We start from the raw sequence: 16353 nt of genomic DNA on the forward strand, positions 1-16353 counted from the left end.
GCGTCCGCGTGACGCGATGGCTTCCGCCGGCAAGACGCTGGTCGAGCTGTTCGGTCTGGCCCGTGAGCTCAACATCGACGCCGAGGGCATCGACATGGGTCCGTCGCCGACGGACGCTGCGCTCGCGGCCGATCTGGCGCTGCCGATCGAGGAGCTGGAGCTCACCGTCCGGTCGTACAACTGCCTCAAGCGTGAGGGCATCCACTCCGTGGGTGAGCTCGTGGCGCGTTCCGAGGCCGACCTGCTCGACATTCGTAACTTCGGTGCGAAGTCCATCGACGAGGTCAAGGCGAAGCTGAACGGGATGGGCCTGGCCCTGAAGGACAGCCCGCCCGGATTCGACCCGACCGCTGCGGCGGACGCCTTTGGCGCCGACGACGATGCCGACGCCGGTTTCGTCGAAACCGAGCAGTACTAAGAGCTCGGGACCGATTGCCGGTTCTTGGCTGCGGGGCCGTTGTGGCTGGTCGCGCCCACGCGGCGGAGCCGCAAATTGACACAGCCCGCGCCCCTGAAGGGGCGCGGGTGCTCCGGGCGCCTTGAAAAGGGTGCCCGGATCTCCGACAGGCAGCCGCCTGCTCGGATACTGACCTCGGTACCTAGTACGGCCGGGGCAGACACCTAGGAGAAGAACCATGCCGAAGCCCGCCAAGGGTGCCCGTCTGGGCGGCGGTGCCGCGCACGAGAAGCTGCTTCTTGCGAACCTTGCGAAGGCGCTGTTCGAGCACGGCCGTATCACCACGACCGAGGCGAAGGCCCGCCGGCTGCGGCCGTACGCCGAGCGTCTGGTCACCAAGGCGAAGAAGGGCGACCTTCACAACCGCCGTCAGGTGCTTCAGGTCATCACGGACAAGAGCATCGTGCACACGCTCTTCACCGAGATCGGCCCGCGGTATGAGAACCGTCCGGGTGGCTACACCCGTATCACCAAGATCGGTAACCGTCGGGGCGACAACGCGCCCATGGCTGTCATCGAGCTGGTGGAGGCGCTGACCGTGGCCCAGGAGGCCACCGGTGAGGCCGAGGCGGCCACCAAGCGTGCCGTCAAGGAGGACGCCTTCAAGAAGGAGGACACCCTCCAGAAGGAAGACGTTCTCAAGAAGGACGAGGCCGCTGAGGCCGAGGCCGAAGAGGTCGTCGAGGACGCGAAGCCGGCTGCTGCCGAGGGCGACGAGTCCAAGGACGCCTGAGGTTTCACCTCGCGTCGAGCGGGTCCGCCCCTCCGGGGGCGGGCCCGTTTTCGTGTTCCTGAAAGGATCCAGGTGTGAGTGACGAGGTAGAGCCCGGGTTCGTACGGGTGCGGCTTGATCTTTCGTATGACGGGAGCGCGTTCTCCGGGTGGGCCAAGCAGGCCGGGGGGCGGCGGACCGTGCAGGGGGAGATCGAGGACGCGCTGCGTACGGTGACGCGGTCGCGGGAGACGACGTACGAGCTGACCGTGGCCGGGCGGACCGATGCCGGGGTGCATGCGCGGGGGCAGGTGGCGCATGTCGATCTGCCCGAGGGGCTGTGGGCCGAGCATCGGGAGAAGCTGCTCAAGCGGCTGGCCGGGCGGTTGCCGAAGGATGTGCGGGTGTGGTCGCTGCGGGAGGCGCCCAGCGGCTTCAACGCCCGTTTCTCGGCGGTCTGGCGGCGGTACGCCTATCGCGTCACCGACAACCCGGGTGGCGTCGATCCGCTGCTGCGCAGCCACGTCCTCTGGCACGACTGGCCGCTCGATGTCGGCGCGATGAACGAGGCGGCGCGGCCGCTGCTCGGGGAGCACGACTTCGCCGCGTACTGCAAGAAGCGGGACGGGGCGACGACCATTCGTACGCTTCAGGAGCTGAGCCTCGCGCGGGGGGCGGACGGGGTGATCACCGCCACGGTGCGGGCCGATGCCTTCTGCCACAACATGGTGCGGTCACTGATCGGGGCGCTGCTGTTCGTGGGAGACGGACATCGCGGTCCCGACTGGCCGGGGAAGGTGCTCGCCGCCGGGGTACGGGACTCCGCCGTGCATGTCGTACGGCCGCACGGGCTGACGCTCGAAGAGGTCGGGTACCCGGCGGACGAGTTGCTGGCGGCGCGGAACAAGGAGGCGCGGAACCGGCGGTCGTTGCCGGGGGCGGGGTGCTGCTGAGGGGAGAGCGGGGGTTGGTTGTCGGCGGTGGTCGCCCATGGGGCCACCGCTTTCCTGTTGCCCGCCTACTGCCCGGCGCCGCGTTCAGCCGTTGCCCCAGTTCGTGACGAGCTCCGTCAGGGCCCGCGCGGCGGTGTCGGCGTCGGAGCCGTCGCCCCGGGCGGCGGGGGCGAGTTCCACATGGACGAACTTCGCGCCCTGGTCCTGCGCGGCCCGGCCCTGGACGTTCGTGACGCCTTCCAGCGGGCACCGTGCCGACCAGCCCCGGCAGACGCGCAGTCCGTCCGCCTCCAGTCGGTCGGCCAGGGCGGAGGTCTCGCTGAGCGCGTTCCGCGTCGCCCCGGTGGAGAGCACGGCGTCGTAGGGGCGCTGCGAGGACCGGGCGAAGCCGTGCAGCTGTACGCCGGGCACGCCGCGCTTCTGGAGCTCGAGGACGATGGCGTGGAAGACGCTGTCCTCGCGATGCGCGACGTCCGCGGCGTCCTCCTCGCCGGCCCGGCGGTGGGCACCCGCGAGGACCAGCGCTCCGCCGGGGGCGCTTTCCAGGAGTCGTACGCCGAGCTGTTCGGTGTCCTGGTCGGCCACGGGGTGTGGCACCTGCGCGTTCCAGAGGATGCCGGAGTTCGCGTTCAGGTAGAGACGGCCCCAGTGCTCGCCCTTGCCCGGCCGGGTGGCGGCGACCTCGTCGTAACGGCGGCCGGATGCGGAGTCGGTGAGGCGGTTGACGCCGAAGCCGACGGTGGCGAGCAGTCGCTGAGCTTCCTCGGTCTTCCCCTCCAGGAGGCGCCCGACCCCTTCGGCCAGTTGCTCGCGCTGTGTGTCGGTCGGTGAGGTGTACGGGCCGTCGGACCGGAAGTCGGCTGTATACGCGAGGATCCGGCTGCGCAGGTCCACCAGCCGGCGGGGATTCGGAACCGAATCGTCCGGAGTCTGCTGCGATGGTGACTGGCAGCCGAACAGGGCGAGAACCAGTCCGAGTTGAGCTAATACGCGAACGAAATGTGACTGTCTTGTGACGGCAATGAGGGTTTTGTTTGTAGGGCCCATGTGACTATGGCGAAGTGACATCCCGTAATCCTCTCCGGAAGAGCCGTTCGTCGGCGACCTTCTTAGTCGTGGCCGCTCTGACCGCCGCGTGCGCCGCCGATCCTTCGGCGCCGCAGGTGAAGTCGGACGGCCGCTCGTTCACCGTCGCCGCCGCGGGCGACGTGCTCATCCATCCCGAGCTGGTCGACCAGGCGGCCAAGGACGCCAAGGAGACCGGGAAAGGGGAGGCGGGCCTGGACTTCGGGCCGCAGCTCGCCGGGGTGAAGCAGATCATCAGCAAGGCTGACCTGGCCATCTGCCATATGGAGGCGCCGGTCGGGAAACCCAGGGGTCCCTTCAAGGGCTATCCCGAATTCCTCGTCCCGCCCCAGATCCTGAGGACCCTCAAGGACGTCGGCTACGACACCTGCTCGACCGCCTCCAACCACACCTTCGACCACGGCATCAAGGCCGTGAAGCGCACCTTGGACACCATGGACAAGGTCGGCCTCGGGCACTCCGGCTCCGCCCGCAGCCCCGAGGAAGCGGAGAAGACCACCATCCGCGAGGTCAACGGCGTCAAGGTCGCCCATCTCGCCTACTCCAGGGAGTCCCTGGTCAAGCCGACGCTCGAGAAGGAGCGCTGGGCGGTCAACCTGATCGGCACGGACACGATCAGGAAAGCCGAGGCCCGGGCCCGGGAGCAGGGGGCCGAGGTAGTGATCCTCTCGGTCCACTGGGGACGCGAGCACTACAACGAGCCGAGCGTCGCGCAGTTGCAGCTGGCGGAGTCGATCACCGAGGACACGGGGATCGACCTCGTTATCGGCCACCACTCCCATGTGGTGCAGCCGATCCAGAAGGTGAACGGCACATGGGTCACCTACAGCCTCGGCAACCAGCTGGCCCGCCATTCCTCGCCGAGCGGGCTCACCGAGGAGGGGGCCATCGGCTGGTTCGAGTTCCGGGAGGCGACGGAGGGCTGGGACGTCACGGCCCGTTACGCCCCGACGCTGGTGGACATCCCACCCGAGGTGGAGACCGGTGAGGACCCGCCCGAGGGGGCGGTCACGGACCATCGGGTGGTCGACGTACGGCGGGCCATCGAAACGTCGGAGGAACTGGCTCCGGAACGGCTCGCCCGCTACCGCCTGGCGGCGGACCGCACACGTGGGTTCGTCTACAACCGGGGGGCGCCCGGCGGGGACGGCCTCGAAGAGCTTTCGCCCGCTCGTGACTGAGTGTTCCGCAAGACCGTAACGCGCCAAGCTGCTAGGCACACCACGTGACAAGTGCCACAGGCGTTTTCGGCACTCGGCGCCGCAACCTCGGCGATCGTGAACGGTCTGTTAAGTGGCGGCGCATCATGCCTGCGCGCCAGAGGGCATCTCCGCGGGCGCTTGTACCCGCAGAGGTCGGAGGGGAAAACCACCGGTGACATCCAGAACTGCCGCGCGCCCCGTGAGGGGAGGGCGGCGGCGCATCCGCAGGAGAGCGGACATGCCGTTACTCGGCGGCGTCCGCCCGCCGATCGCGTTACTCTGCGTGCTCGTCCTCGCCCTCGCCGGACTCACCGCCAAGGTGCTCGGCCCCGCCGGTGAGCAGGCCGTACCCGAGGCGGTGCTGTCCTCGCAGCAGCACTTCGCGGAGGACGGCGCCATCGCGTTACGGGCCTCGATCGACGAGCGCGTCACCGACCTCAGCCGCACCGCCGCCGCACTGAACGCGGGGAAAACGGTCGAACCGGAACGCGTCCTGTCCGACCTGGGGAAGACCTACCAGAAGTGGACCGGCACCACCGTCCTGGACCTGGAGAGCGGGAAGGTGCTCGCCGCACGCGGCGAATCGATCCCGCTGGCCTGGCTGGACGAGAAGGTACTCACCGGTGACCAGGCCCTCACCCCCCGCATGGTGCGGCTGAAGACCGGCGACGTACGCCTGATGACCATGGCGGTTCTCGACTTCGAGGACCGGCCGCAGCAACTGCTGATCGCGTCCAACAGTCTGTCCGTGCCCGCCATCAACCTGGGCCCGTTCCGCTCCATGGCGGTCGTCGCCACCGGCGGCGAGGTCCTCGCCACGGCCGGCTTCGAGCAGTCCGAGGCACTCGGCTCGGGCCAGGAGCGCAAGGAACTCTCCTTCCTCCAGAAGCAGATGACCAGCCTGTCCGACCAGGCGGCGAAGCGGACCGAGCAGAACCCCGTCAGCGCCAGGGAGCCCGGCTCCCGCGGCTACCCCGGTGTCAGCGGCACCCTGCTGGGCGGCGCCTACAACGGCCGTATCGCCACGGCGGGTTACGCCTCTCTCTCCTCCGCCGACCCGGAGGAGAAGCAGAGCGTCGGCGCGGGCCTCGGCCTCACGGTCGTCGCCCTGTTGCCCGTCGTCCAGCAGCACGCCGCGGGACCGGGCCGGGAGTTGTACGGACTGGTTGCGGCCGGAGCCCTGGTGGTGCTCGGGCTGCTGGCGGCGGCCGTGCTCTGGGCGACCGTGCAGCGACCGCTGCTGCGGCTGTTCCTGGAGTCCCGCCGGCTCGCCAGGGGAGACCTGACCCGCCCGGTCGCCGTACCCCGCTGGGGCGAGCCCGCACGCATCGGCTCCGCCCTGGAGCGACTGCGCGCACAGCTGGGCGGCGCGGGAGACGAAGCCGGCACCCGCCGTCGCGTGAAGGCCCGATTAGGGGTGCGGGGGCCGCTCGCGCTGACGGCGGCTCTGCTGTTGCTGTGGTGCGTACCGGTCGGCCTGCTGCTGAACCGTACGGACGACTCAGTCAGCGTCCCGGCCGCCATGGTCAACGACCAGCGCGACCGCACCGACCTGGTCGCCGACCGCGTACGCAGGGCGCTCAACGAGGCACAGGCGGACCTGGTCTCCACCTCCCGCCTGATCGACGTCGACGACACCGACACCGCAGGCCGCCTGCTGGAGGAGACCCTGCGCGAGCACTCCCGCTACGGGGCGTTGTACGTCCTGGCCGAGGACGGCGACGTCGTCGCAAGCGCGGGAGACGAACCGCACGACTGGAAGCGGGACGAGGACCTGCCGCTGATCCGGGTGTCGGGCAAGGGCGGCAAGAAGCCGGTGATCCAGGCCGGGGCTCCCATCGCGGACAAGGACATGACCCTGGTCGGCGAGGTGCGGGTGGAGTTCCTCAACTCGCTGCTGAACCGGCCCGGACTCGGCGAGGTCCGCGTCGTGGACTCCAAGGAGCTGACCGTAGCCGCCAGTGACGGCTTCCTGGCCTTCGAGGAACTGCCCCGCGACAGCCTCACCGACCTGGTCAGGGCGGGCAGTGTGCGGGCCGGCGCGGGCCCGGTGGAGAACGGCCTGCTGATCCGCGAGGGGCGCGGGGTCACCGTCGCCGCCGCGGCACCCTTCTCCGGCGGCGGTGTGGCGGCCGACATCGGCTGGACCGTGGTCAGCTGGCAGAACGCCAAGAGCTTCGAGATCGCCCCGTACCAGCTGGAAGACCGCAGCGTGCTCGCCGGGTTGCTCGGGCTGGCCGCGATCGTCGTCTGCCTGGGCTGGGTGCATCTGGTCGTGGCCCGCCCGTTGCGCACCCTCGCCGCCGCCGCGGAGAAGCTCGCGGACGGCGACCTGAAGACCGTGCTGTACCCCCGCTACCAGGACGAGGTGGGCGCCGTCGTCCGCAGTCTCGAACTGCTCCGTCAGCAGTTGCAGGCCCGCAGGCAGAACCAGGTACGCCGGACGTCCGAACTCCGGCTCGGCGTCGGAGGAAGGTGACCCACGGTGCTCTATCTCTACTTCGTGCTGCTCATCGGCGGTGTGTTCCTGTTCGTGGCGGGCATCGTGGAGCAGCGCAGGCACTACGCCGCCCTGCACAGCATCCCGTCCCGGGTGCTGGTCAACGGCATCCGCGGCAAGTCCTCCATCACCCGGCTGTGCGCGGGCGCGCTGCGCGGCGGTGACCTGGTCACCGTGGCGAAGACGACGGGCACGGCCGCGCGGTTCATCCACCCCGACGCGACGGAGGAGCCGGTCTACCGCAAGTTCGGCATCGCCAACGTCGTCGAGCAGATCGGCATCGTCCGCCGGGCCGCCACCTACCGTCCCGACGCGCTGGTCATCGAGTGCATGGCCGTCATGCCGGCCCTGCAGGAGGTCAACCAGAGCAAGCTGATCCGCTCGACGATCGGCGTGCTGTGCAACGTACGGGAGGACCACCTCGCCGAGATGGGCCCCACCCTGGACGACGTGGCACGGTCGCTGTGCCGCTCGATGCCCGAGAACGGCATCTGCGTCACGGCGGAGCGGGAGCGCTTCCACATCCTCCAGGAGGAGGCGGACGCCCGGAACTGCAAGCTGGTCTACGCGGACCCGGAGACCGTCTCCGACGAGGAACTGCGCGGCTTCAGCTGGTTCACCTTCAAGGAGAACGTCGCGATCGCACTCGTCGTCGCGGACCTGCTCGGGGTGGAACGAGGGGTCGCACTGCAGGGCATGTACGACGCCCCGCCCGACCCCGGCGTGCTCTCCGTGGAGCGCTACGAGGCACCCGGCGGCAAGCGGCTCGCCTTCGCCAACGTCTTCGCGGCCAACGACCCCGAGTCGACGCTGATGAACATCAACCAGCTGCTCGACCTCGGCGCCATCCACCGTCCGCTGAACGTCGTCATCAACTGCCGCCCGGACCGGGTGGAGCGCAACGGGCAGATGGGCGAGATCATCCCCGACCTGAAGCCGGACCACGTCTTCGTCATCGGGCACCCGGCCAAGAGTGCCATCGACGCCATCCCCGCCGAATGGCGCGAGAGGGCGATCGACCTGGGCGGCGAGCGGCGCTCGGCCGAGGAGTTCATGCCGGCCCTGCTCGACCGGCTGTCCGCCGACTCCTCCCTCGTCGCCATCGGCAACATCCACGGCCAGGGCGAGGAACTCCTGGAGTACCTGGCCGAACTCCCCGCGGACGAGTCCGGCCCCGCCGCCGACGCGGGCCCGTCGGCCGCCGCGCTGCCGCCCCAGCCGGCCCGCCTGGACCCCTACGCCTCGTACCCCATGGCGTACGAGCAGCGCTATCAGGCCACCCAGACCCAGGAGATCCCGGTGGTCCGCATGCCCGGGCCGTACGCCGCTGCCCAGGAGACCTCGCCGTACGCACCGTACGGCGACGCCCCCTACCCACCCCAGCCCGGAGACCCCCGTTGACCACGTCCGCCCTGACCCCCGAGATGGCCGCCCTCGGCATCGCCATCGGCCTGTTCTTCTCGTTGATCTGCTACCTCACCACCAATCTGTCGCCCGGCGGGATGATCACCCCGGGCTGGCTCGCCCTGACGCTCATCGAGGACCTGCAGCGGGCGGCCATGGTGGTCGGGGTCACCGCTCTGACCTACGCGGGTACCAAGGTCATGCAGCGGCTGGTGATCCTCTACGGCAAGCGGCTGTTCGCCTCGGTGGTCCTGCTGGGCGTACTGCTCCAGGCCACCGTGATGATCGTGCTCTCGCTCGAGTTCCCGCTGCTGTACGGCAACCAGACCCTCGGCTTCATCGTGCCCGGCCTGATCGCCTACCAGTTGGTGCGCCAGCCCAAGGGGCCCACGCTGCTGGCCACCGGCACGGTGTCGCTGCTGGCCTACATCGTCGTCGCCGCCGGACTGCTGCTCGGCGTCATGCCCACCGTCTGAGAACCCGTCCAGAACCCCGTCCGAAATCCCGTCCGAGAAACCCCCTCCAGGAGAGAACAGTGGCAGGCAAGAAGAAATCGCGGCCGGTCGTCTCGGGCCTCGTGGTGCTGGTGCTCGTGGCCGCCTCCGGATACCTCACCGTGGAGTTACGCAAGGAGGAGGAGCAGGGCGTCACACAGATCACGAACGTCGGCGTGCTCGACGGCTCCGGCCGCTCCGCCGGCCCCTCCGACGACAAGGGCGAGGGCGAGCAGGCCTGGTCCCGGCTGCAGAACCCGGCGCGCTCCGTGCTGCGCGGGTCCGACGGCCAGGTCAGCGCCGTCTTCACGGACGGAGCCCGCACCGCGACGCTGACCGGCCCGGCGCGCACCTTCGCCGAGCCGTCCTCGACGAACTCCGAGATCTCCACGACGGACTGGGTCCGCCTCATGCCCGAGCCCTGGACCAAGGGTGCGGAGAAGCAGAAGTGGTTCAAGGACTGGTACGCCGAGTACAAGGACAGCAAGGAGGACGACCTCTTCGCCTTCGCCACCCAGTACCAGGCGGGCGCCCAGCAGAAGAAGGACGCGGACGGCATCGTCTACGCCGGTGACGCGAACTTCGGCCCCCTGAACACCGCCGGAGGCGCCGATCTGCGCCTGGAGCAGTCGGACTTCTACGACTACCTCGGCATCCCGTACCCCTTCCGGGACGGTGCCACGGGCACACCGGAGGCCGCGCGGGCCCGCTCGATCGACTGCTCGGGATACATGCGCATGGTGTTCGGCTACCGCGCGCGCTATCCCCTGATGTCCTCGGACGACTCGGGCGACGGACTGCCGCGCACCGCCAACGGAATGGCCCGCTCGAAGGAGGGCGTCGACGTACTGCCGCTGACCGGCATCGCGGCGAAGGACCGGCCCTCGAACATCGATCAACTGCAGCCCGGGGACCTCGTCTTCTTCAAGCTCGACACCCGGACCGGTCAGCGTCTCGACCACGTCGGCATGGTGCTCGGTTACGACACCGAAGGCCACCTGATCTTCATCTCGAGCCGCGAGGAGATCAACGGCCCGACCATCGGCGACGTAGGCGGCGCCTCCCGCCTGGACGGTAACGGCTACTACGCGAAGACCCTGCGCAGCGCCAAGCGCCTCTGACCGTGGGATACGACGGGACACGATGGGAGGCGACGGGATACGACTGTGAGCCTGAGCACGTGGCCCAGGCTCAACTCCCCGCGGATTCCTACTCGTTGGCCGCGGCCGAAGCCTGCGCCTCGCCCCGGCGGCGGATCTGGCGGAAGGTGAACTCCGCGAGGTCGTCGCCGGTGGAGAAGACCTTGGTGTCCTTCTGGGTCACGTCCTTGCCGTTGGTGAAGCCGGCGACCGTGAAGTAGGCGTAGCGGCCGTACGAGTTGGTCGTCGAGCGGCAGACCGCCGCGCGGCAGAAGGCGGGGACGCGGTCGCCCGACAGCGACTGGACGACGCTCTTGGTGTCGGCGTCGTTCTTGGCCTTGGCCGCCTGGGCCTCGGTGTCGAAGAGGGCCACGCCGACCGTCACCGCCACACCGTTCAGGGAGTACGTGACGCGCATCAGCCGCGTGCAGTCGTTCTTCGTGAGGACCGTGCCGAGCGTGCCCTGGACGGCCGACGCGCAGTCCTTCGTGGACGCGGTCTTGCCCTTCTCATAGCGGGACTCGCCCATCGTCAGCCGCGAACCGGGGAAGAGGATGTCCGGGCTGAGTGGCGCCGTGTCCTTCTTCGCGCTGGAGATGAAGTCCTTCGGGTCCAGCGGGGGAGGCGCCGAGGTCTCCGCGAACGAGGGGCCGGGGCTGGTGGTGTCCGGCGGGATGTCCGAGGTGGCGGGCAGGTCGGAGGCAGGCTGGTTCACCACCTGGCCGTCGTTGCCGTCGGCCGAGACCACGGCCACGGCGACGGCCGCGCCTATCGCGACCGTGGCGAGCGCGCCGCCGCCGACCATCAGCCATCTGCGGCGCCGGTTGCGCGACTCGGACGCCTCGGCGAGCGCCGCCCAGTCGGGGGTCTGGTTTCCCCACTGCGGCGGCTGAGAACCCGATCCCCCGGGACCCCACTGAGGTCCCCCCTGCCCAAAGCTCATGGGGCGCATCTTATGACAGGACAAGACGTCTACTGGTACCACAGCGGTAACAGTGGTAACCCTCGGCCCCCGCGCGTTTTGACCCGTGTGGGCCGCCGGAGCTATTCTTGCCCTTCGTTATGTGTATTGGCTTGCTCATTCTCACGTGAGAGGCCCTTACACCGGTCCACCGGGGCCGATGACCAGCGATCTGCATGCGGTTGCGTCGCCGCCGTGCGGTCAGGGCTGTCGTGATCGTCCGTGGTGGCCTTGTCAGGACCCCACTCACTGAAGAAGCGAAGGCTACGAACCGTGCGTACGTACAGCCCCAAGCCCGGCGACATCACTCGCCAGTGGCACGTCATCGATGCCCGGGACGTCGTTCTCGGCCGTCTGGCGACCACCGCTGCCACCCTTCTGCGCGGCAAGCACAAGCCGATCTACGCTCCGCACGTCGACGCTGGTGACTTCGTCATCATCATCAACGCGGACAAGGTCCACCTGTCCGGCAACAAGCGGACCCAGAAGCTGGCCTACCGCCACTCCGGGTACCCGGGTGGTCTGCGCTCCGTCCGCTACGACGAGCTGCTGGACAAGAACCCCGAGAAAGCGGTCGAGAAGGCCGTCAAGGGCATGCTCCCGAAGAACACCCTGGGCCGTCAGATGCTCTCGAAGCTGAAGGTCTACAGGGGTGACCAGCACCCGCACGGCGCGCAGCAGCCGCAGCCGTACGAGATCACCCAGGTCGCGCAGTAAGTCCGGCCACCCCTAAGACCAGAAGAGAATCTGAGGAGAATCGTGGCCGAGACCACTACCGAGCAGCCGGTCGAAGAGACCGAGACCGAGCTCGTCGACATCGAGCAGTACACCACCGAGTCCGAGGTCCCCGTCGAGGGCGAGTACACCTCGGAGTCCCTGGCCTCCCGCTTCGGCGAGCCGCAGCCGGCCGCCGGACTGGGCCGCCGCAAGAACGCCATCGCCCGCGTCCGGATCGTTCCGGGCTCCGGCAAGTGGAAGATCAACGGTCGCACCCTTGAGGACTACTTCCCCAACAAGGTGCACCAGCAGGAAGTCAACGAGCCCTTCAAGGTGCTCGAGCTCGACGACCGTTACGACGTTGTCGCCCGCATCTCGGGTGGCGGCGTCTCCGGCCAGGCCGGTGCCCTGCGCCTCGGCGTGGCCCGCGCGCTGAACGAGGCGGACGTGGACAACAACCGCGGCGCCCTGAAGAAGGCCGGCTTCCTCCGCCGTGACGACCGTGCGGTCGAGCGCAAGAAGGCCGGTCTGAAGAAGGCCCGCAAGGCGCCCCAGTACAGCAAGCGCTAGTCGCTACCGCGTGCCCTGCACGCAACATCGCCCCGGCGGCACTCCTGTGCCGCCGGGGCGAGGCATTTACGGCAAGTGGGCATTTATTACGGCCTTACGTCACCGTCCATCAGCCTGGGAACTGGGGATACTCGTGAGCAAGGCCTTACCTGGACACTCGGCATGAGCCGCAATTTCTGAGCATGTTCGGAGGACACCAGTGGGACGACTCTTCGGCACGGACGGCGTGCGCGGTGTTGCCAACGCGGACCTGACGGCTGAGCTGGCGCTCGGCCTGTCCGTCGCGGCGGCGCACGTACTGGCCGAGGCGGGCACCTTCGAGGGCCACCGGCCCACGGCGGTGGTCGGGCGGGACCCGCGGGCGTCCGGGGAGTTCCTGGAGGCCGCCGTGGTCGCCGGTCTCGCCAGCGCGGGCGTGGACGTCCTGCGCGTGGGCGTGCTGCCGACGCCGGCGGTGGCGTACCTCACCGGCGCACTCGGCGCCGACCTCGGCGTGATGCTCTCCGCCAGCCACAACGCCATGCCCGACAACGGCATCAAGTTCTTCGAGCGCGGCGGCCACAAGCTCGCCGACCAGCTGGAGGACCGGATCGAGGCCGTGTACGAGGAGCACCGCACCGGCGCTCCCTGGGACCGGCCCACCGGTGCGGGCGTCGGGCGCGTCCGGACGTACGAGGAGGGGTTCGAGCGGTATGTCGCTCACCTCATCACGGCGGTTCCGAACCGTCTGGACGGTTTGAAGGTCGTCCTCGACGAGGCGCACGGCGCCGCCGCCCGGGTCTCGCCCGAGGCCTTCATCCGGGCGGGCGCCGAGGTCGTCACCATCGGCGCCGAGCCGGACGGCCTGAACATCAACGACGGGTGCGGCTCCACGCACCTGGGTCTGTTGCAGGCAGCCGTGGTCGAGCACGGCGCCGACCTGGGCATCGCGCACGACGGCGACGCCGACCGCTGCCTCGCCGTGGACCACACGGGCGCCGAGATCGACGGGGACCAGATCCTGGCCGTACTCGCGCTGGCGATGCGGGAGCGTTCCGCACTGCGCTCCGACACCGTGGTCGCGACGGTCATGTCCAACCTGGGCTTCAAGCTGGCCATGGAGCGCGAGGGACTCTCCTTGGTACAGACGGCAGTTGGTGACCGTTACGTACTGGAGGAGATGAAGAAGCACGACTATGCGCTCGGCGGCGAGCAGTCCGGGCACGTGATCATCACGGACCACGCGACCACCGGCGACGGCACGCTGACCGGCCTGCTGCTGGCGGCCCGGATCGCCCAGACGGGACGTACGCTCCAGGACCTCGCGTCCGTCATGGACCGGCTGCCGCAGGTACTGATCAATGTGCCGGACGTCGACAGGTCGCGGGTGAAGACCTCCGAGGAACTGGCGGCCGCGGTTGCCGACGCGGAGCGCGAACTCGGTTCCACGGGACGGGTGTTGCTGCGTCCGTCGGGTACGGAGCCGCTGGTGCGCGTGATGGTGGAGGCCGCCGACCTCGACCAGGCACGGTCGGTGGCGGGGCGGCTCGCCGACGTGGTGAAGTCGGCGCTGGCCTGCTAGGCCTGGGCCTTCTCGGCGTCTCGTTCACGCTGCTTGGCCCAGAAGAACTTCTGGGCGAGCAGCGTGAGCGTGCCGGCGAGGATGATGCCGAGCAGGTTCAGGAGCAGTTGCTCGGTGGAGCCCCAGGTCTGCTTCGTGTCTCCGTAGCTCAGGGCCACCGCCGCGTTGGCGGCCGCTGGGACCGTCGTCACGGAGATCGCGACGCCGACCAGGAGGCCCGACTTGGCCGAGGTCAGCGAGAGAGTGCCGGCGATGCCCGCGAGGACGGCCACGATGAACGAGAACCAGTCGGGGGCGTAGACGAAGGCCGTGTTGGGCCTCTCGGCGTCCAGCTGCTCCCTGCTGAAAAGCTCGATCGAGTCCATGAAGTAGCTGAAGACGACCGTCACCGCCATCGCGAAGGCGAAGCCCACCAGCAGAGCCATCGCCGAGCGCAGCGCGAGCCGCGGAGCGCGCCGCACCAGCGCCGTGCACAGACCGGCCAGCGGCCCGAACTCCGGGCCCACCGCCATCGCGCCCACGATCAGGATCGCGTTGTCGAGGACCACACCGCAGGCCGCGATCATCGTGGCCAGTGTGATGAAGGCGATGTACGTGAACGAGAGTGTCGACTCCTCGTGGGTCGCGTCCGCCAAGTGCTCCCACAGGACCGCGTCCGCGCCCTCGCCCGGCGCGTCGTCGCGCGCCTTGTCGGCGCGCTCCGACAGCGAGAGATCAATGTTCTCGATGGCGATGGAGCCGCACTTGTCGATCTCCAACTCCCGCAGCTCACCGAGCAGTTCGTCGCCCGCCTCGCGCGCGACGTCGCACATCACCACGTCCCCGGAAGGATTGCGGGCGGCGCCCTGCATCACGACGAGATGCGTGGTGCCGACGGTCTTCTCGATCAGGCGGACCACGCTGTCGGTCTTGTCGGACGGCGTGATCAGGCGCAGATGCAGCATGCCCGCACAGTAGCCGGGCCCGGTTACAGCTTGCGCAGACTCAGACGCTGCACCTTGTGATCGGGGCCCTTGCGCAGGACGAGGGTGGCGCGGCCGCGCGTGGGGGCCACGTTCTCCAGCAGATTGACCTTGTTGATGGTCCGCCACATCGTACGGGCGTAGTCGAGGGCCTCCTCCTCGGAGACCTGGGTGTACCTGCGGAAGTACGAGGACGGATTCTGGAAGGCCGTCTCGCGGAGCCTGCGGAAACGGTTCAGGTACCAGCGCTCGATGTCCTCGGGACGGGCGTCGACGTACACGCTGAAGTCGAAGTAGTCGGCGAGGCCCACGCGGGTGCGGCCGTCCTTGCCGGGCAGGGCGGGCTGGAGGACGTTCAGACCCTCGACGATCAGGATGTCGGGGCGGCGCACGGTGAGCCGCCTGCCCGGCACGATGTCGTAGATCAGGTGGGAGTAGACGGGCGCGGTGACCTCGTCCTTGCCGGCCTTGATGTCCGCGACGAAACGGGTCAGGGCGCGTCGGTCGTACGACTCCGGGAAGCCCTTGCGCGACATCAGGCCGCGCGCCTGGAGCTCCTTGGTCGGCAGCAGAAAGCCGTCCGTGGTGACCAGTTCGACGCGTGGATGCTCGGGCCAGCGGGACAGCAGGGCCTGGAGGAGACGCGCGACGGTCGACTTGCCGACCGCCACGGAACCGGCGACCCCTATCACGAACGGCGTGCCGGACTGGGAGCCCTGCTCGCCGAGGAAGGTGTTCAGAGCGCCGCGCAGTCCGTCCGTGGCCTTCACGTACAGGTTCAGCAGCCGGGACAGCGGCAGGTAGATGTCCCGTACCTCGTCGAGGTCGATGACGTCGCCGAGGCCCCGCAGCTTCTCGACCTCGTCGGCGGTCAGCGGGAGCGGCGTCTTCTCGCGCAGCGCACTCCACTCGGCACGGGTGAGGTCGACGTAGGGAGTCGCCTCCGGCCTGGGCCGGTGGGCGCTCCGCGGGGACGTGGAGACCGAAGAGATCACAGTCCATTGTTACGGGCCGGGGGGCTCGTCGGTGGGTGGGGTCCGTCACGTCTGACTGTGGACGAGTTGTGGGGAAAGCATGGACCTGCGGGGCGGGCGGGGATACGGTCCGGGCACCGGGGAGCGAGCCGCCTTCCGGGGTCTTTGGGGGTTTGGGGGTTTCGGGTGGCCGTGGCCATACGGATTCGTGATGCCGTACGACGAATATCTACGCGCGCTGATACGGACTTCGCGGGGCGGGTGAGCAGCGAGCTGGCGGCGGACCTGCCGGACGAGGACTTGGGGGAGTACCTCTACGACTGCATCGACCTGTACGAGATGGGCAGCAAGCCGCGGTGTGAGGAAGTGGAGTACCTGGAGTTGGTCCAGGACGCCATAGAGCGGGTTGAGCGAGGGCGCTAAGCGCTGGCTTGAACGGGTTTGGGTGCGGGTTGAGTGTGGCTGGTCGCGCCGTTCCCCGCGGGGTGCCTCCGGCGGTTGGGCGGCTGCGGGTGTGTGGGTGGCTGGTCGCGCAGTTCCCCGCACCCCTGGGGTGGGTGGGGGGTGCGGGGTCGTGGGCCGGTGCGTCAGCCCGTCGCAGGGCGGGCATACGGCCCTGGCCTGGTACACGGTGCGGGTTCTCCGAGACCGGAGCTAAGCG

16 protein-coding genes are annotated in these 16353 nt (G+C 69.1%); 12 read left to right on the plus strand and 4 right to left on the minus strand.

Features of this window, described 5'->3' with window-relative positions; all coding sequences use genetic code 11:
• From OP79_RS45875 to truA, 3 genes are all read left to right on the plus strand, one after another.
• On the plus strand, positions 1-418 hold a 418-nt coding region (locus OP79_RS45875), incomplete at its 5' end, for a DNA-directed RNA polymerase subunit alpha C-terminal domain-containing protein (RefSeq protein WP_033329142.1).
• Between the two features lie 217 nt (positions 419-635).
• Positions 636-1190: a 50S ribosomal protein L17 gene (rplQ, locus tag OP79_RS45880; RefSeq protein WP_033329143.1), complete on the plus strand. Its 555-nt coding sequence runs from the start codon at positions 636-638 to the stop codon at positions 1188-1190.
• Positions 1191-1264: 74 nt separating this feature from the next.
• The gene (gene truA, locus OP79_RS45885) at positions 1265-2122 is read left to right on the plus strand and encodes a tRNA pseudouridine(38-40) synthase TruA (RefSeq protein WP_033329144.1); all 858 of its coding nucleotides are present in this window, start codon (positions 1265-1267) and stop codon (positions 2120-2122) included.
• Between the two features lie 84 nt (positions 2123-2206).
• On the opposite strand, the gene OP79_RS45890 is transcribed toward truA, so the two are convergent.
• Positions 2207-3016, minus strand: a complete 810-nt coding sequence (locus OP79_RS45890) for a hypothetical protein (RefSeq protein ID WP_425428690.1) — start codon at positions 3014-3016, stop codon at positions 2207-2209.
• Positions 3017-3237: 221 nt separating this feature from the next.
• Here OP79_RS45890 and OP79_RS45895 point away from each other — a divergent pair, with 221 nt between their 5' ends.
• From OP79_RS45895 to OP79_RS45915, 5 genes are all read left to right on the plus strand, one after another.
• On the plus strand, positions 3238-4389 hold the full coding sequence (locus OP79_RS45895) for a CapA family protein (RefSeq protein ID WP_033329146.1): 1152 nt from the start codon (positions 3238-3240) through the stop codon (positions 4387-4389).
• 259 nt (positions 4390-4648) lie between these two features.
• Positions 4649-6889, plus strand: coding sequence for a HAMP domain-containing protein (locus OP79_RS45900; RefSeq protein ID WP_106972653.1), 2241 nt, complete (start codon positions 4649-4651; stop codon positions 6887-6889).
• 6 nt (positions 6890-6895) lie between these two features.
• On the plus strand, positions 6896-8311 hold the full coding sequence (gene pgsB, locus OP79_RS45905; RefSeq protein WP_245685692.1) for a poly-gamma-glutamate synthase PgsB: 1416 nt from the start codon (positions 6896-6898) through the stop codon (positions 8309-8311).
• On the plus strand, positions 8308-8790 hold the full coding sequence (locus OP79_RS45910) for a poly-gamma-glutamate biosynthesis protein PgsC/CapC (protein ID WP_033329148.1): 483 nt from the start codon (positions 8308-8310) through the stop codon (positions 8788-8790). Before pgsB ends, OP79_RS45910 begins: the two co-directional genes overlap by 4 nt.
• Positions 8791-8849: 59 nt before the next feature.
• Positions 8850-9929 (plus strand): C40 family peptidase, encoded by a 1080-nt coding sequence (locus OP79_RS45915; protein WP_033329149.1) that lies wholly within the window; start codon positions 8850-8852, stop codon positions 9927-9929.
• A gap of 88 nt (positions 9930-10017) precedes the next feature.
• On the opposite strand, the gene OP79_RS45920 is transcribed toward OP79_RS45915, so the two are convergent.
• The gene (locus OP79_RS45920) at positions 10018-10890 is read right to left on the minus strand and encodes a hypothetical protein (RefSeq protein WP_033329150.1); all 873 of its coding nucleotides are present in this window, start codon (positions 10888-10890) and stop codon (positions 10018-10020) included.
• Between the two features lie 291 nt (positions 10891-11181).
• Between OP79_RS45920 and rplM the strand changes: the two genes are divergently transcribed.
• The 3 genes from rplM to glmM all read left to right on the plus strand — a co-directional run bounded on the left by rplM (position 11182) and on the right by glmM (position 13756).
• Positions 11182-11625: a 50S ribosomal protein L13 gene (gene rplM, locus OP79_RS45925; protein ID WP_033329151.1), complete on the plus strand. Its 444-nt coding sequence runs from the start codon at positions 11182-11184 to the stop codon at positions 11623-11625.
• Between the two features lie 42 nt (positions 11626-11667).
• Complete coding sequence (rpsI, locus tag OP79_RS50110; protein ID WP_037973880.1) at positions 11668-12195, plus strand: 30S ribosomal protein S9; 528 nt, start codon at positions 11668-11670, stop codon at positions 12193-12195.
• 199 nt (positions 12196-12394) lie between these two features.
• The gene (glmM, locus tag OP79_RS45935; protein WP_033329152.1) at positions 12395-13756 is read left to right on the plus strand and encodes a phosphoglucosamine mutase; all 1362 of its coding nucleotides are present in this window, start codon (positions 12395-12397) and stop codon (positions 13754-13756) included.
• Here the strand turns inward: glmM and OP79_RS45940 are convergent.
• Together OP79_RS45940 and coaA are read right to left on the minus strand one after the other, a co-directional pair.
• Complete coding sequence (locus tag OP79_RS45940; RefSeq protein ID WP_033329153.1) at positions 13753-14700, minus strand: DUF389 domain-containing protein; 948 nt, start codon at positions 14698-14700, stop codon at positions 13753-13755. The two genes, glmM and OP79_RS45940, sit on opposite strands and share 4 nt — an antisense overlap.
• 23 nt (positions 14701-14723) lie before the next feature.
• Positions 14724-15713: a type I pantothenate kinase gene (coaA, locus tag OP79_RS45945; protein ID WP_033329154.1), complete on the minus strand. Its 990-nt coding sequence runs from the start codon at positions 15711-15713 to the stop codon at positions 14724-14726.
• Positions 15714-15953: 240 nt separating this feature from the next.
• Here coaA and OP79_RS45950 point away from each other — a divergent pair, with 240 nt between their 5' ends.
• The gene (locus tag OP79_RS45950; RefSeq protein WP_308429660.1) at positions 15954-16115 is read left to right on the plus strand and encodes a hypothetical protein; all 162 of its coding nucleotides are present in this window, start codon (positions 15954-15956) and stop codon (positions 16113-16115) included.
• Positions 16116-16353 lie beyond the last annotated feature (238 nt).

It is taken from the genome of Streptomyces yerevanensis (assembly GCF_000716805.1).
In the GTDB taxonomy this organism is placed as follows: Bacteria; Actinomycetota; Actinomycetes; order Streptomycetales; family Streptomycetaceae; genus Streptomyces; species Streptomyces flaveus.

Bases quoted from the DNA above. Each gene is read 5' to 3' on its own strand.
- rplQ (WP_033329143.1), top strand. From the start codon at position 636: ATGCCGAAGCCCGCCAAGGGTGCCCGTCTGGGCGGCGGTGCCGCGCAC.
- OP79_RS45900 (WP_106972653.1), top strand. From the start codon at position 4,649: ATGCCGTTACTCGGCGGCGTCCGCCCGCCGATCGCGTTACTCTGCGTG.
- OP79_RS45920 (WP_033329150.1), bottom strand. From the start codon at position 10,890: ATGAGCTTTGGGCAGGGGGGACCTCAGTGGGGTCCCGGGGGATCGGGT.
- OP79_RS45940 (WP_033329153.1), bottom strand. From the start codon at position 14,700: ATGCTGCATCTGCGCCTGATCACGCCGTCCGACAAGACCGACAGCGTG.